Genomic DNA, 15,904 nt, shown 5'->3' on the forward strand with positions numbered 1-15,904 from the left:
ACAAAGGGTGTAGGTTGTGGCGATTAGTTATGTTTCTGTGCCAACCGATTCAAATGCCCGGCCGCATTTTTATTATTGGGGTTCAAGGCCAGCGAGCGCGTGTAATTTTTGACCGCCAGCTCCGAATTGCCCAGCCGCTCGTAGCTTTCGGCCAGACTGTCGTAGACGTTCCAGCTTTCGGGATAGAGGTTCACATTGAGTTTGAAAAGCTCAAAGGCTTCTCTCGTCTGACCGCTGCTCATCAGGCGGTAGGCCCAATCGTTCAGTTCACCTTCGTTCGGCTTAAGGTTACGCTTTTGCAATTCATTCGCCACCGGAATGGCTTGCTCAAAACCGCGTTTTTGCAGCTGTAGCCGAAGGCTGGTTATCGGGTCCGATGCCGGAATGTCTGGATTATAATACCCCGCAATTTCTTCAAGAAAATTCTCCGGAGAGCTTCCTCCCAAATTGGTCAATACAATAACGGCCAGATCATCGTCGGGATAGACCAGAAAGGCGGAACGAGCGCCCCCTGACATACCCACGGCCTTGTGTTTGGGCCGGAATTTAGTCAGTCCCCAACCCAGCGCCCATTGTGTGGGTAAACCGTTGCTATACAAACCGGGCGACCAAAGCGTGTTGAGAGCCACTTTCGTCTTTAACAGTTTACCCTGCTGTAATGCAATAATCCAACTGGCCATGTCTTCGGCGGTGCTGTTCAGGCCCGACCCTGTTCGCTGAAAGCCCGGAAATTCAGTATAGGTACCCGTCAATCTGGCTGCATTCAGCTTTTTGCCATCGTAGCTATTTTTAAACGTGTAGGTCGGGGCAAAATGAGGAATGATGTCGCGGGAATCGCCAAAGAGCGTACTGGACATACCGGCTGGTTGAAACTGCTGCTCGCTGAATACCTGAGCAAATGGTTTCCCGCTAAACTTATCAATGACCAGCCCCAACAACACATAATTGGTTTGATTGTAGCTAAACTGTTCGCCGGTCCGGAACTCCATAGGCATGGCCTTTACTTTCTCCCAGGCAGCTGCTTCGGTACCCAAAGCCGCCAGGCCATGGGTGAATGGACTAAATACGCGCAGAATATCGGGTATGCCCGAAACGTGGGTAAGTAACTGGGTTATCGTTACTGGCTGCCAGTCGGCAGGAAGGCCATCCACGTATCGGGAAATTGGAGCTGAGAGATCGACTTTGCCCGCTTCAACCAATTGCATAATGGCCACACCTGTAAACGCTTTTGTGCAGGAATTAATGGCGAAAACGCTTTTGTTGGTTACTGGGACTGAATCCTGTAAGTTCGCAAATCCATAGGATTGGCTGAACACCAGATGCCCACGCTGTACAACAGCCACCTGCATGCCCGGAATGCCAAGCTGGCTCATCTGACCACGCAAAAATTTGTCGAGCGCATCTGCCGATTTTTGCGTGGCCACAAAGGACGCAACTGGTGCAGGGCGGCTCTGCCCAAAGCTGAACGTAAACGTGACTACTAATACTAACAAGCAGGTAGTCAGCCTAAATGGATTCATAGCCATGCTGATTACTTCGCCTTGCGGATATAGATATTTCCGTTCATGTTCTTCATCATGACTTCTGGGCCACCCCCGTTGATCTTGCCGTACACCCAATCTTCTATTTTCACCTGATACATTCCTGACTGATTGGTACGGCTTACCTTGGGCTGGTTTTTATCGACGTCGATATCAAAGTCGCTGTAAATATCACCCCGGTCGGATTTGAGTTTGCTGTTCGCTTTCACGCTGGCCGGAAAGGTTACGTCGACATTACCGTTCAGTGTCGAAAAGGCCATTGGCGTATCCGAATCAATAGATTTGAAAGTAGCGATCAGGTTGCCATTTACCGTATTGGCTACCGCCGATCCCGCAACATTGGTCAGGTGAATGTACCCGTTTACATTCGTCGCTTCCAGCGTTCCGCTTACGTTCTCTACCTCGATTGTGCCATTATTTATTGTACTGACCTTGAGCGAAAAGCGCTGCGGTACTTTAATCGTCAGATCGACGGTTTGCTTTATGGTGTTGGCGTGAACGTTCACCGTATTGTTTTTCTCTTCGGCACTGATATCAAGCGACATTCCCGTAACAATGCGTTTCATGCCGTTTGAGGACTGATCCGGGCGATCATCGTCGTCGCGTCGTCCACGTTTTGAGCTGCTGGTAATGTCGATCACGACATCTTTACCGCTGTAGCCAATGACACGAATGGAGCCATTGATCAGGCCTACTTTGAGCGAACCGGGTTTGCCAGGATCACTCAAAGGAACAACCAACTGCTCTTTTACATCATTTTGAGCGATTGATGGCTGAGCGAGACTCAGAAACAAAATGAATAATGAACAATGGATAATGGATAATGCTCTGGCGGGACCCCGATTTGTCATTGATAATTGTTCATTATTCATTATCCATTTTAAATCAGCAGCCAGTGCAGTGGTGGATGTATGTGCGTTCATCAGGATTGTTTTTTAATGTAAATGCTTCCGTTAAATGTTTCAAACTTGAAGGTCTTACCGCCTTTTCCGATGCGAATGGCGGTGTTTTTGTTGATCTTGTAGACGGTACCTGTGCCAGTTTGCTGGGTTGTTTTTGTCGCCTGTACCGGCAATACTTCGGCGTTGGGGAAGTCGGTGAAGAACTTGCCCTGGAAAGTTTTGAATTGCAGATCAGCCGATAGGCTGGCCGGGTAACTCACGTTGATATCGCCATTGAGCGTATAATACGACGAGTTTTCGGGCGGGTTGGCTACATAATCGACGTCCAGGTTACCATTGATGGTGTGGGCGTCGGTAGTGCCTTTCACGTTCGTCAGGCTAATAGCCCCGTTCACATTACGTGCCTTTAGCGTACCGTCTACATCTTTCACCGACACGTTGCCCCGATTGACGGTCGACACAACCAGATTCATCCGGTTAGGGACTCTCACGGTGAAGTTGAGGGTGAAATCATAGTCGTTATCCCTGTTTCGATCATTGTCTCGGTTCCAGTTGTGTCGGGGTCGCGAATCGAAAGGGGCAGCGATGTAAGCGATGACGCTATCGCCCTGCTGTTCCAGCCTGAGCTGAAATTCCTTTTTGCCAAACTCCAGACCCTGGTTGCTTTTGGCCGCAATGGACTTGTCGATTTCCAGCACCACCTTGTCGCCCGAATACCCTTCGACTTTAATAAAGCCGTTGACGTTGTAGATGGCCAGTACAGTGCCGGCGGCTTTCGGCACCGTAAATTCTTTACTGATGTGCTCTTTAAATTCCTGAGCGGTGGCTGGCGATTGGGCACAAGAGAGCACCAGCCCCGCCAATGCGGGGATTAGTAATCGTTTCATATAGCGAAAAGGTGAAAGAGTGAAAGAACCGAAGAGTGAAAGAGATCAGAAACGAGGTTGGGTAGCTGAGGCTCTTTCGCTCTTCGGTTCATGATAAGTCTTTAATGCTTTGTGCGATTTTACCCTTGACCAAGTGGTTCAGGTTATCGTCGTGAAGCAACTGTTTGAGGGGTTTGATCGATCGTTTCTCCTGCAGCTTCACCATCACATCGGCCAGTGCCGACTGCACCAGTGGTGACTCCTGCCGGGTGATCGACTGGACCAGCCCTTCGCGTACCGCTGCCTTATCGGCTAGTTTAGCCAGCGCTTCCAGTGTAACCAGCCGCACATTGACGTTGTCGTCGTTGTTAAGGGTTGTCAATAGAGCCTCAACAACTTTATCATCTACGCTGTTAATCTCTTCGGTATAACTCACTGCCCGGAGCCGTTCCGAAGCCGATGGATTTTCCAATAGTGAGAGCATCATCATCTGGCGCATGTCCTGCACCTGATTCGAGAGCGTATCGATCTGCTGCTGCTGGAGGGCCACGGTCGTTGTGCCGGGGTTATGAAACAAGTATCCGGCCGCTATGCCAATACTCAATAGAATAACGCTATAAGCCAGTTGAAAAGCGGGTTTTGGCGTCCAGAGTGACCGTAGTTTCGTCAGCAGTCCCTCAAATACACCTTCGTTCTGCGTCTGTACGGTATCCTTATACGTATTGAGCATAGCGTGAAACCGCACGCGGGCTGTTTCGCTGGGCTCTGGTGTGGGCAAGTTGCCCATTAGTTGCCAAAGCTGGCGGCTGGATTCTGCTTCGGCCCGGCAGGTCGGGCACTGGGCCAAGTGATTTTCCAGGCTAGACCGTTCCGTATCAGGCAACTGATTGCTTAACCAGTCGGTTAGCTGCTCGCTGGTCTGTTCACAGTTTAGAGGCTGTCCGTTCATGGTTATTCATCTGGTAAATTTTCTTTAATTCGTTCATGGCGCGGTGCACGCGTACTTTCACCGCACCCTCCGTTGTGTTCAGCACTTGGGCAATCTCATCGTATTTCAGCTCCTGAAAGCGGCTCAATACCAGCACTTCCCGATGTTCGGCACTTAACTTCGCCATAGCATGATGAAGTGTATCCGTTTCCTGTTGTTTCAGAAGTCGCTCATCGGCGGCTGGTCCACCGCCAATCCGGTCGGCTAATTCGGCAAGGTCGTACTGATGCGCCGACCGCTTGTTTTGTTTGCTATGATCCACTAGTACATTCCGCGCCAGATGGTACATCCAGCTTCGGAACTCGCCCTCGCCAGTGAAGGTGTGGCGGTACTTGAGCATCCGGTAAAACACGTTCTGAAGCATATCTTCGCTGGCTTCCCGCTGGCCCGTCATGTGAAACAGGAAGCCGAACAGAGGCCGATGATACCGCTCGAAGAGCAGGCCCATCGTATCCATATTGCCTGCTTTTACCTGCAGCATGAGCGCGTTATCTGTTAGAGCGTTCAACCGTTGAAAGAGTGTGTCTGGTGGATTTTGGACTGGAAACCGCGTGAATTCGGGAAGGTTACAGAGAAAGTAAAAAAAATGTTGCTGGTGACCACCAGCAAAAAGGCCGCCCACGGGCGGCCTGTGCAAAAAAGGAAGGTATTGTGAAAAGAAATCAATGGGATAGTGGAGGCTCGCTTACTGATTGCCCGTTTTAATACCAAAACTACGTTCAGTATCTCTGATGATGGCCTGTTTCTCGCGCTCGCTTTTGCCAACCACATTTGCCGTCCGCTCGATCACCAGCTCTTCGCCATCTTTTTGAAACGTGTACTGCATCCAGAGCCGCCCGTTTTCTTTGTCTTCTTTAACCAGTACCGATGACGGCGCTACATCACTCGGCGACAGTGACGACGATGCGTGGGCTTCCAGACGAACCGACTGAACGTTGGGATCGGACGTATAAACGATAGATTCTTCCTCTTTTTTCCGGTGCCAGCTACTGCGACTTGGTTCCGCTGCTACCGTTAGCGAGCCATCCGAAGAAGCCCGGTCGAGGGAGTCGATGATGTGATTTTCGAGCGCTTTCACCGCTTTGTCGTCCATATTCGTTACATCGAATGACCGACGGTAATGAATGGAGCGCTCAGTCTGTTCAATGTCGACGCGAATGCGAAGCTGCCGACCATCGGTCGTAACGTATTTGCTGGACGACCGTTGTGCTAACGCGCTGAAACCAACCGTAAGCAGTAACAGGATAAGTAGCGTTTTCATAAAATCGGCAAAAAAGAGAGAAGATTAGGTAAGTATATCTGCTCTATCCATCATCATGCCAGCTATGTATTTGTCTGGTTATTAACTATTTATTGGTTGGTGTGTCTGTGTTATGTCCGCTATCGGACAAATTCTGTACGACAGCGGACAGGATTCATTCTAATCCGATCGCAGTGATTTTACCGGGTTCATCAGGGCGGCTTTTACGCTTTGGAAACTCACTGTCAGCAACGCAATGCCAATGGCCAGAAATCCCGCCAGCGCGAAGACCCACCAGTTGATGCCAACTTTATATTCAAAATTTTGCAGCCACTGGTTCATGCCATACCAGGCCAAAGGTGAGGCAATGACGATGGAGATCAGCACCAGTTTCAGGAAATCTTTCGAGAGCAGCGTAACGATACTAGTGACCGAAGCTCCCAGCACTTTCCGAACGCCAATCTCTTTGGTGCGCTGTTCCGTCATGAACGTAGCCAGCCCGAACAGCCCCAGACAGGCAATGAAAATGGCCAGGGCCGATGCTATTGTAAACACCTGTCCGTATTGCTGTTCGGACTGGTACTGCTTATTGTAGTTCTCATCGGCAAAGTAAAATTCGAACGGGTTGCCCGGAAAACTGGCTTTGTACAGGCGTTCCAGCTCGGCGAGTTTATCGGCTATGTGCCCGACGGTGGTGAGCTGAATGGTCATATCGCTGAGCGACCGGCGGGGCATAAAAATAACCGGGTCGATGGCGCGTTGTAAGCCCTGGTGATTGTAGTCTTTGACAACGCCCACAATTTCGTAAAGCTGGCCCCAGTTGATGAATTTGCCGGGCGCGTCGGCGCTGGAAGCAAAGCCCAACTGGCGGGCGGCCGTTTCGTTGATCATCAGTTTGGCGCTTTTCTCCCAGCCTAATTCGGCTTCGCGGACGGTAAAGTTGCGACCGGCTGCCAGACCAATTTCGTATGTTTTTAAAAACCGGTCGTCGATGATTCCCATTGAGAACGATTTCTTTTCATCGCCGGGTCGTGGGTTTTGTTTCGTAATACCCACCGCCGAGAAGTTGTAGAAATTCCCCGGTACAATGCCCGTTTGGCTTAGGTTTTTTACGTAAGGGAGTTGCATCAGCTGGTTTTCCAGCAGAACGGCACGGGGCGCAAATGGGCCTTCGCCAATTTCAGGCCTTTTAATCACGACTCGTTGCGTTAGCTTCATGCCCAGCTCTTTGTCCTGCATATACTGTAACTGCCGGTACAGCACAATGGTGGCAATAACGAGAGCCACCGACGCGCTAAATTGAGCCACCACCAGCGTTTTTCGCAGCCAGCCGCCCTTGCCCGCCTGATAAGCGCCCTTGAGCGTCTGTATGGGTTTAAAGGATGTCAGGGCAAAGGCTACGTAGCCGCCGGAGGCCAGCGCACCCACAATGAGCAGAGCCAGTCCGGCTATCCAGACGCCATCGGTGTTCAGCACCGCCAGCGAAAGATCCCGGCCAACAAACTCGTTGAACGCGCGCTGCAACGAAAGAACCAGCGTAACCGCCAGCCCGAAACCAATGATATTCAGCAGCAATGATTCACCCAGAAACTGCCCGATCAACTGCTTCGGACCTGCACCGATTACTTTCCGAACGCCCACTTCTTTAGCCCGTTTGAGAGCACCAGCGGTCGAGAGATTGATGTAGTTGAACCAGGCGATCAGCAGAATCAGTCCGGCAATACCGCTCAGCAGATACATGAACCCAAGGCTGCCGCTGGTTTGGAAGCGGTCGCTCAGGGAGGCTGCCAGGTGCAGGTTAGTGGCGGGTTGCAGCATAAACACGGTTTCGCTTTCGGGCTGTACTTTTTTGTTGTACACATTGAGTTTAGCGGCCAATACCTCGACGGTTTCGGCTTGGGCTTCGCCGGTTAATTTCAGAAACGTAGTCAGATAATTACCATCAAAACCATCGAGCCGTGCCCAGTCGTTGCCATTGAGGTTGGCTGGGTTAGCCAGTGTTTGAAGCGCAAACACCGCATCGAAAATCAGGTCTGAGTTTTGAGGCATGTCGGCATACACCGCCGTGACCGTGTACATCGTTTTTCCGAATTGGTTATTCAGCATAAACTGCTGTCCAAGTGGCTGTTTGGTACCGAAATATTTCCGGGCCTGCGAGGCCGAGAGGGCAACTGTATTAGGCTGTACCAGCGCGGCAGAGGCATCGCCCTGCACGATCGGAAAGGTAAAGAGAGTGAAAAAGTTGGCATCGGCATAGGCCAGCCTGCTTTCACGGAACGACTGGGGCGATTTCTCCGACTTGCCATCCGAAAAACTCACGATTCCATTGGCCGAGTGTTCGCCAATGCGGCAGAACTCTTTTACTTCCGGAAATTCCCGTTTAGTAAGTGGGCCTATTGCCGGAGCCATATCCGACCAAATGTCGCCTTCTTTTGTTTGCGTGAGCATTCGGTAGAGCGTCGGCAGGTTTTTATGAAATGTATTCACGGAGCGCTCGTAGGCGACGTATTCCAGAATAAACGCAAACGTGGCAATGCCAAGTGCAAGCCCGGCCATGTTGATGAGCGAGAACGCCCGGTTTTTTCGAAGCGTACGCAGAGCAATTGTTAGGTAGTTAAGAAACATAGGCAGGTGACACGTAAACGAATATATACCGGTGCGATCGATAGATACTGTTCAACTCTTGTGCCACATCTTAAAATAGTCAATTCCAGTCAATTAAGGGATATTGGTGACTAGTTAATGTCCGCAAATGGACAGGAACTGTCCGCTAATGAAGCGGTACCGACTATCAGCCGGATGGAATCGGCAAGTAAGTTGACGCTATTGATTATGAGCCGGTTACTCAAATTAAATGAGTTCAGCGAAAAGGCTAGGATACCTTTGGAAAACAGTTCCCGCTATACGATCGCTGAGAACGCAGCAGAACAACCCTTTGGTAAGGGTGCAGGAACTCGGGTATACGTTTTCACTTAATTAATCTTAACCAGGGGAAATGATGAATCCGAATCAGGCAATGTGGGAAAAAGGGGACTTCACCCGAATTGCCGCAACCATGCGCGAAAGCGGTACGGCACTCGTTGCCCAACTGGGGGTTACTAAAGACATGACCATCCTTGACCTTGGTTGTGGCGATGGTACTACGGCCCTACCCGAAGCAAAACTTGGCGCTACGGTGCTAGGCGTCGATATAGCCAGAAACCTCGTTGACGCGGGCAACAAGCGAGCCAGCGCCGAAAGACTGACAAACTGCACGTTTCAGGAAGGTGACGCATGCGACTTGTCCGACCTGAACGATCAGTCGTTCGATCTGGTGGTGAGCATCTTTGGGGCTATGTTCGCGCCGAAGCCTTTTGATGTCGCAAAGGAAATGGTTCGGGTTACGCGTCCGGGCGGACGAATCGTTATGGGAAACTGGATTCCGGGCGATCCTACGCTGGTTGCTCAGGTATTGAAGATTAGTTCGGCCTATACACCGCCACCGCCGGAGGGTTTCCTGAGTCCTATGCTGTGGGGCATTGAGAGCCACGTTACGGAGCGTTTTGAAAAAGCCGGTATCGCCAAGGAAAACATAACGTTTCTTCGCGATACGTTCACGTTCAAGGCGTCCTACTCACCCTCCGAGTTCTTTAACACCTTTAAAAACTATTACGGGCCTACCATGAACGCGTTCGAGGCCGCCGAAAGGAACGGCAAGTCACTAGAACTGGACCAGGCGTTGGATGCTCTGTTCAACAGCCAGAATAAAAGTGCCGATACCAACACCACCTCTATTCCGGCCACGTTCCTGCGTGTGACGGTTCAATGTTAGTGGGGTAAATTCAATTGTAGAGACAACGCATGCGTTGTCTCTACACCCACCCCGCCCACTTATTCCGACCGTAACGATTTCACCGGATTCGTCAGGGCGGCTTTGACGCTTTGATAACCAACTGTCAGCAGAGCAATGCTAATGGCGAGGACGCCCGATAGTAAAAACACCCACCCGTCGATGTCGATCTTGTAGGCGAAACTCTGCAACCACGCATTCATAGCGTACCAGGCCAGGGGTGTGGCAATGACGATGGAAATCAGCACCAGTTTCAGGAAATCCTTTGAGAGTAGCGTAACGATACTGACGACCGAAGCCCCCAGCACTTTCCGAACACCAATCTCTTTGGTACGGGCTTCTGCAGCCAGGGCTGCCAGACCAAACAACCCCAGACAGGCGATCAATACCGCCATGATGGTGAAGGTGAGCAATAACTGCCCCTGCTTCTGTTCGGCTTTGTACTGACGGGAGAAGTTCTCATCCAGAAAATGAAAGCCAGGGCTGGCCGTCGGGTCAAATTGCTGGTAAACCGTTTTGATGTACGCCAGTGCCGCTTCTGCCTTGCCAGACTGGATGCGGATATACAGATTGTCCTGATCTTCGGGTGCCGGAATCTGTAGTACCAGCGGTTCGATTTTGTGCTGAAGCGAATACGTATGAAAGTCCTTGACAACCCCAACGACCTGGGCGTCGACGGCCTTGTCCATACTAACATACGACCTGACCCGTTTGCCAATCGCAGACTGCCAGCCCATTTGCTTCACCAGCGCTTCGTTGACCAGTACGGCGCCCGTTAAATCGCCGGGCGACGAGGTCGAGAAGTTGCGACCTTCCAGCAGCTTGATCTGTAGCGTGTTCAGGTAATCGGCATCGACGGCGAATTTTTGAACGACCTGCGTACCGGTAGGCATGACGCCATTCTGCTCGAAAATCATTCCCTTCGTGCCGATATTGTTGTTGCCAATGGGGTTACTTGCCGCCGATACGGCTTCGATGAGCGGGCTTTTTCGTAGTTCTTCTTTCAGCGACTGAATCTGTTTGCGGGGAGCTTCGCTTTCTATGTGGAACGTCAGCACCTGATCTTTGTTAAATCCCAGGTCTTTGTGCAGCACGTAGCCCATTTGCCGGTAAATAACCCACGAACAGGCAATTAAACCTACGGCGGCTACAAACTGAAAAACGACCAGTGCCTTCCTGAATCCGATGCCGCCAACCTTACTGCTCGTTTGCCCTTTCAGGGCGACGACCGTTCGGAAACCAGACAGAAACAGGGCTGGATAAAGGCCGCTGCCAGCACCCAGCAACATGGCAAACAGCGCCACAATGCCCAGCATCAGCCAGGGACCATAGGTCGTTAGGGATAACGACTTGTCAGCCAGTTCATTAAACAGCGGCAAGGCCATATTGGCGAGTAGCACCCCAACCACACTGGCCAGCAGTGCCATCAGCATCGACTCCGTAATAAATTGCCCCACCAGTTGACTGCGAACAGAGCCAATCGCTTTCCGAACGCCCACTTCGCGCAAACGGCTCATGGACCGGACGGTATACAGATTCACGTAGTTGATGCCCGCGATGAGTAAAATCAGCGCGGCTACGAGCGCGAAAATGTAAACGGTCTGGCTGTTGCCGTTAGCACCGGCTTCGTAGTCCAGATGCGAGTGCAGGTGAATGGAGGGCAGCGGCTGAAGTTCCATGCGGTACGTCACATCAGCGCCCATTTCCTTTTTCAGGTATTTGGGAAAGAAGCCGGTTAATTTGGCTTCCAGGGATTTGGCATCGGCGGCTTTGTTGAGCAACACGTAGGTATACAGATCGGAATTCTGCCAGCCGTTGGTGTAGTTGGCGGGCAACGAGCGCAACGCACTGAAGTGCACATGTGAATTAGTCGGTACATCGGCGATGACGCCCGCTACCGTATTCGGAAAATTATTGCTGAATTCAACTACCTGACCAATGGCTCTGGCCGGATCGCCGAACAGTTTTTCGGCCAGGCTTTTGGTCAGCACGATGCGCTGGGGTTGCGTTAGTGCCGCTGCCGGATTGCCGTACAGAAACGGAAGTGTGAACACATCGAACACCGATTGATCGGCGAACATGATGTCGTTGGCTTCGATTTTCTTGTCTTTATACGCAATCAATCCGCCCCCTTCCGGATTCAGGCGGACCGTTTTCTCGATCTCGGGATAGTCTTTTTTCAGGGCATCGGCAAAAGGAGCCGATGTTGGTGCCAGTTTCAGATTGCCACCCGCCCATTGTGCATACTGAACGACCCGGAAAATCCGGTTGGCTTTCGTGTGAAAACGGTCGTAGCTCAGTTCATGCCATACATACAGCACCATCAGGCCAACGGCGGCAATACCCACACCCATACCTACGATATTCAACGCGCTGAACAGCCGGTTTTTCCAGAGGTTTCGGAAAGCGATTTTAAGGTAGTTGCGTAGCATATACAGGCAGGAATAGTCTCGGTTAAACTAGATACCAGGTATATGCCAAAAGTTGTACCATAAAGATAATCGCTTATTTGTCAGGGTGTTGATTTACGTATAAAAGCCGCATGTCCGAAACTGGACAGGATTGTGTTCAGTTGCGGACATGTAGTGTAGAGCCGCAAGGGATTGCGGCTCTATAGGTACATCATTCAGACCGCAACGACTTCACCGGATTTGTCAGGGCGGCTTTTATGCTTTGATAGATCACCGTTAGCCAGCAAATGAGCAGGGTGAGCAGGCACGCCAGAACAAAAATCCACACACCGATGTCGGTCTTGTAGGGGAAGTTTTGCAGCCATTTGTACATTGAGTACCAGGCAATCGGGATGGCGATGGGGAAGGAGAACAATACCAGTTTGGTAAAGTCTTTAGATAGCAGCACGACTACGCTCGATACCGACGCGCCCAGTACTTTGCGAACGCCGATCTCTTTTACTCGCTGCTCCGTGGTGAAAGTCGCCAGACCGAACAGACCCAGGCAGGCAATGAGGATGGTCAGGGCCGAGAACGTGGTGAAAATACGGCCACGGAGTTCGTCAGCCTGGTAAGCCGATTCAAAATCCTGATCGAGGAAGCGGTATTCAAACAGACGGTCGGGGTAGGTTTCGCGCCATTTCTGCCCGATAAAAGCGATCGTTTTATCCGCATTTTTCGCCTGTATCTTGATATGAACAACGCCGTTTGCCGGGTTACACAACATGACCAGAGGTTCTATGGGACTGTAAAGGGACTGCTGATGAAAATCCTTCACAACACCAATGACCTGCGCCGTTGGGGGAGCGGGCTGACCGGCCTGAGGGAAGCCTCCCAGCATAAACTTTTTGCCCAGAGGCTCTTTCCAGCCCATCCGCTCTACCACAGCCTGATTGATAATAACTGAGTTGAGGGTATCGGACGGAATCTTTTCGGAGAAATCACGGCCCTTCAGCACCTTCATGCCCATCGTTTTCAGGTACGTAAAATCGACGCGCATGGGTTTGAACCCCATTTCCTTCAATCCTGTATTGGACTCGACGGTGAAGATGACCCGGCCACCGATGTTGCTGGTCGCGGCCGATGCGGTGGCTACCTCCCGAATGTTCGGATTGGCGAGTAAGGTATTTTTCAAGGCGTTGAAACTACCTCTTGGTTGCCTGTCCTGATAGTCGATAGTCAGTACCTGTTCCTGGTCGTAGCCCAGATCGTGGTTGCGCATGAAGTTAAGCTGCTTGTATACTACCCAAGTGCAGATCAGCATGACCAGCGAGATGGCAAACTGAGATACCACCAATGCTTTCCGGAAAAAGCTCCCGCCTTTGGCGTTGAACGACCCCTTAAGCACGGCGGCTGGCTCGAAGGCCGATAGATAGAAGGCCGGATAGCTGCCACTGATGAAACCGGTGAAGACTACGATGGCCAGGCCGGTAAGCAAAAAGTCAGGGCGCAGCAATTCCCGGTACTGGATATCTTTTCCTGAAACAGAGTTAAAAAAAGGCAGCAAAACGAGAACCAGAAGTAAACTTGCTCCCAGAGCCAGCACCGTCATCAGCACCGATTCGGTCAGGAACTGCGCCATCAGCCGACTTCTAACCGAGCCCATCACCTTTCGCAGCCCTACCTCCTTTGCGCGTTTGGCCGAGCGGGCCGTGGCCAGATTCATGTAGTTGATACTGGCCAGCAGGAGCATGAAAAACGCCACCGCACTGAAGGTGTACACGTAACCAATGTTTCCGTTGGATTCGCCTTCGAGGTTCGAGTAAAGGTGGATGCTTGTCAGCGGCTGAAGCTCGTAACTGACCTTAATACCCATCCGCTTGAAAATCGGCCCTATGTATTTGTCGTACACCTGCGGAAACTTGCTTTCGAGAATTTTGGTGTCGAAGTTTTCGGGCAGTACCAGGTAACTCAGTATGTAAAAACCACCCCAGTTGGTGGCCTGGCTCCGCTCATTCTGACCGGTAGACAGCAGGGCGTTGAACGTAAAGTGGGAGTTCTTCGGCACATCTTCCAGCACGCCCGTCACTTTATAAAAGGTTGTGTCGTTCGTTTGGAGCGACTGCCCCAGTGCCGTTCGGGAGCCAAAGAATTTTTGGGCAGCCTTTTGGGTCAGTACAACGCTACCCGGCTGATCCAGTGCCGTTCTGGCATCGCCCTCAATGAATTTATAACTGAACACATCAAACACGGTGGAGTCGGCTGCATAGATATCGTCCTCATAAAATCGTTTCTCACCCTGCCGGAACATGACCCGACCGTAAGGAAAAAACCGAACGTAATTTTTGATGAAAGGGTAATCTTCTTTCAACGTTTTGACTAACGGCGGTTGGGTACTGCTCCAGCGGTTGATCTTGTCCGGCTCGGTAATGTGCGACACCACGCGGTAAATCTGGGAGGCATTGGCATGATAACGGTCGTAGCTCAGTTCATCCGTAACGTAAAGCAACAACAGCAACCCGCAGGTAACGCCAATGGTTAGGCCCAGAATGTTGATCAGGCTGTAGAATTTATCTTTCCGGAGGTTCCGCCAGGCGATTTTTAAGTAGTTAAGGAGCATAGTTGTGGTACCGGCCGCCGATGCAGCGGACTGCCCGGTTTGGGAAGTTGGTTAGTGAACAGCTAGTTGGTTTGGTCGGTGGAGCGGGCAGTACGGAAAGGCGTTATGCGTTATCGACTGACTTTAGGGACGCCTATAGTCTTTTCAATGTCGTCGATGATCCGCTGGCGTTCCTGCTGGGATTTGTTTGGCGCGTCGATGGTACGTTCATAGATGAAGTCGTCCTCGTCTTTTTTAAACCGGTAGCGCAGGTGCAGCTTCCCTGATTCCTTGTTATAGCTGACTTCCTTGGTGTAAGGCTCTTTACCATCCACAACGACCACCTGGTTGTCGTTCCCGGACACGGATATGGTCTGGCCGTTGCTGGTAATGACAGCTACCGACTCACCGGGTTCTCTGGGAGAATGAAGCCGTGGCGAAGTTGGCGCTAGTGGAGCGCGGGGTGCCATCGGCGCACGGGGAACCCGTGCCGTTCGTATCCTGGGCGGCTCGGGCATACTGATGTGCAGGGAATCCAGAATGTGTTCCCGTAGCGCATTCCGCTCGTCTTTGTTCAAGCCGGATACATCGAACGTGCGGTCGTAGTCGATTGGTTTGTCATCGACGGTGCCGTTGATGCGGATCGACAACGTCTTTCCGTCGTCTTTGATGCTTTGACTGATGGAGTTATTGTGCTGGGCCATAACCAGCGAGGTCGACAGGGCAAGTAATGCCGTTACCAAAGTTTTCATGTGCGTCGTCGGGTTTAAGGGATTTGTCGGAAATGAGCCAACTACCTAACAGACACTAATTTCTTTAGTACGTTGCGTCGAGTGGAGGAAAATTAATTCGTCGGAAGTTGAGTTTACCTATTGCCGGGATCAGCAACTGGAACAGCCGCTGATCCCGGAGGGGGCCGCCATTGAGGGGAACATAGCTCAATGGAGCGGGCGCAGTTTTTCTTTATCTTTCCACCTGATGCACTTCGTTGAGGCAGGCAAATACCTCCCGATAAAAGTCGGGGTGGGATTGCCAGGTCTGGCCCGTAACCATGTTTCCGTCGCGTACGGCTTGTTGGGTAGAATACGTTCCACCGCCCATCTCAATTTCGGTACGTACGTGTTCATAAGCCGTTAGCGTTCGGTTGGCGGCTAACCCCGCCGTGACCAGAATCTGAATCCCGTGGCAGATGGCAAAGACCCATTTACCCTGCCGGTCAAATTCGCGTACGACATCCAGCAGAGCAGCATGATTGCGCAGGTATTCGGGGGCACGGCCACCCAGCAATAAAATGGCATCGTACTCCTCGACGATAACATCCTGTATGGTCAGGTCTGAGGCCAGACAATAGCCGGGCCGCTCGATGTAGGTATCCCAGCCCAGTTCAAAATCGTGCATAACCAGGTTGAGCCGCCGTTTGCTGGGAGCGGCAATGAGGGCTAAATCGCCCTCTTCCTGAAAACGGTGAACAGCATAGAGGGTTTCGTAACTTTCGCCACCATCACCGGTAACGATCAAAATTTTGCGATTCATAGCAAGCAGGTTTAGG

13 protein-coding genes are annotated in these 15,904 nt (G+C 51.4%); 1 reads left to right on the forward strand and 12 read right to left on the reverse strand.

The genetic code is table 11. The features are described 5' to 3' along the window. Positions 1 to 23: 23 nt before the first annotated feature. The 7 genes from NT073_RS07560 to NT073_RS07590 form a co-directional block, all read right to left on the reverse strand. Entirely contained in the window at positions 24 to 1,520 is a 1,497-nt protein-coding gene (locus tag NT073_RS07560) for a beta-lactamase family protein (RefSeq protein ID WP_297371170.1), read from the reverse strand. A gap of 11 nt (positions 1,521 to 1,531) precedes the next feature. Then, a complete protein-coding gene (locus NT073_RS07565) occupies positions 1,532 to 2,464 on the reverse strand; it encodes a DUF4097 family beta strand repeat-containing protein (protein WP_297371173.1) in 933 nt (310 codons plus the stop codon). After that, positions 2,464 to 3,330, reverse strand: a complete 867-nt coding sequence (locus tag NT073_RS07570) for a DUF4097 family beta strand repeat-containing protein (RefSeq protein ID WP_297371176.1) — start codon at positions 3,328 to 3,330, stop codon at positions 2,464 to 2,466. The genes NT073_RS07565 and NT073_RS07570 overlap by 1 nt, the downstream gene beginning before the upstream one ends. Before the next feature lie 88 nt (positions 3,331 to 3,418). Next, complete coding sequence (locus tag NT073_RS07575) at positions 3,419 to 4,258, reverse strand: HEAT repeat domain-containing protein (protein ID WP_297371178.1); 840 nt, start codon at positions 4,256 to 4,258, stop codon at positions 3,419 to 3,421. Continuing rightward, entirely contained in the window at positions 4,233 to 4,778 is a 546-nt protein-coding gene (locus NT073_RS07580; RefSeq protein WP_297371663.1) for an RNA polymerase sigma factor, read from the reverse strand. The genes NT073_RS07575 and NT073_RS07580 overlap by 26 nt, the downstream gene beginning before the upstream one ends. Positions 4,779 to 4,982: 204 nt before the next feature. Beyond that, on the reverse strand, positions 4,983 to 5,558 hold the full coding sequence (locus tag NT073_RS07585) for a hypothetical protein (RefSeq protein ID WP_297371181.1): 576 nt from the start codon (positions 5,556 to 5,558) through the stop codon (positions 4,983 to 4,985). Positions 5,559 to 5,717: 159 nt separating this feature from the next. Continuing rightward, positions 5,718 to 8,162: an ABC transporter permease gene (locus tag NT073_RS07590; protein WP_297371184.1), complete on the reverse strand. Its 2,445-nt coding sequence runs from the start codon at positions 8,160 to 8,162 to the stop codon at positions 5,718 to 5,720. 370 nt (positions 8,163 to 8,532) lie between these two features. On the opposite strand from NT073_RS07590, the gene NT073_RS07595 reads away from it, so the two are divergent. Then, entirely contained in the window at positions 8,533 to 9,348 is an 816-nt protein-coding gene (locus NT073_RS07595) for a class I SAM-dependent methyltransferase (RefSeq protein WP_297371187.1), read from the forward strand. 59 nt (positions 9,349 to 9,407) lie between these two features. Here the strand turns inward: NT073_RS07595 and NT073_RS07600 are convergent, their stop codons facing one another. From NT073_RS07600 to NT073_RS07620, 5 genes are all read right to left on the reverse strand, one after another. After that, entirely contained in the window at positions 9,408 to 11,798 is a 2,391-nt protein-coding gene (locus NT073_RS07600) for an ABC transporter permease (RefSeq protein WP_297371191.1), read from the reverse strand. A gap of 190 nt (positions 11,799 to 11,988) precedes the next feature. After that, positions 11,989 to 14,376 carry an ABC transporter permease gene (locus NT073_RS07605; protein ID WP_297371194.1) on the reverse strand — a complete coding sequence of 796 codons (2,388 nt, stop codon included), beginning with the start codon at positions 14,374 to 14,376 and terminating at the stop codon, positions 11,989 to 11,991. A 110-nt stretch (positions 14,377 to 14,486) separates the two neighbouring features. Beyond that, positions 14,487 to 15,107, reverse strand: a complete 621-nt coding sequence (locus NT073_RS07610) for a hypothetical protein (protein WP_297371197.1) — start codon at positions 15,105 to 15,107, stop codon at positions 14,487 to 14,489. Between the two features lie 64 nt (positions 15,108 to 15,171). Then, entirely contained in the window at positions 15,172 to 15,297 is a 126-nt protein-coding gene (locus NT073_RS07615; protein WP_297371200.1) for a hypothetical protein, read from the reverse strand. 21 nt (positions 15,298 to 15,318) lie between these two features. Next, entirely contained in the window at positions 15,319 to 15,888 is a 570-nt protein-coding gene (locus NT073_RS07620) for a DJ-1/PfpI family protein (RefSeq protein ID WP_297371203.1), read from the reverse strand. Positions 15,889 to 15,904 lie beyond the last annotated feature (16 nt).

Source organism: Spirosoma sp., from assembly GCF_026391055.1.
In the GTDB taxonomy this organism is placed as follows: domain Bacteria; phylum Bacteroidota; class Bacteroidia; order Cytophagales; family Spirosomataceae; genus Spirosoma.

Bases quoted from the DNA above. Each gene is read 5' to 3' on its own strand.
- NT073_RS07600 (WP_297371191.1), bottom strand. From the start codon at position 11,798: ATGCTACGCAACTACCTTAAAATCGCTTTCCGAAACCTCTGGAAAAAC.
- NT073_RS07610 (WP_297371197.1), bottom strand. From the start codon at position 15,107: ATGAAAACTTTGGTAACGGCATTACTTGCCCTGTCGACCTCGCTGGTT.
- NT073_RS07585 (WP_297371181.1), bottom strand. From the start codon at position 5,558: ATGAAAACGCTACTTATCCTGTTACTGCTTACGGTTGGTTTCAGCGCG.
- NT073_RS07565 (WP_297371173.1), bottom strand. From the start codon at position 2,464: ATGAACGCACATACATCCACCACTGCACTGGCTGCTGATTTAAAATGG.
- NT073_RS07595 (WP_297371187.1), top strand. From the start codon at position 8,533: ATGATGAATCCGAATCAGGCAATGTGGGAAAAAGGGGACTTCACCCGA.
- NT073_RS07605 (WP_297371194.1), bottom strand. From the start codon at position 14,376: ATGCTCCTTAACTACTTAAAAATCGCCTGGCGGAACCTCCGGAAAGAT.
- NT073_RS07575 (WP_297371178.1), bottom strand. From the start codon at position 4,258: ATGAACGGACAGCCTCTAAACTGTGAACAGACCAGCGAGCAGCTAACC.
- NT073_RS07580 (WP_297371663.1), bottom strand. From the start codon at position 4,778: ATGCTGCAGGTAAAAGCAGGCAATATGGATACGATGGGCCTGCTCTTC.
- NT073_RS07620 (WP_297371203.1), bottom strand. From the start codon at position 15,888: ATGAATCGCAAAATTTTGATCGTTACCGGTGATGGTGGCGAAAGTTAC.
- NT073_RS07560 (WP_297371170.1), bottom strand. From the start codon at position 1,520: ATGAATCCATTTAGGCTGACTACCTGCTTGTTAGTATTAGTAGTCACG.
- NT073_RS07590 (WP_297371184.1), bottom strand. From the start codon at position 8,162: ATGTTTCTTAACTACCTAACAATTGCTCTGCGTACGCTTCGAAAAAAC.
- NT073_RS07570 (WP_297371176.1), bottom strand. From the start codon at position 3,330: ATGAAACGATTACTAATCCCCGCATTGGCGGGGCTGGTGCTCTCTTGT.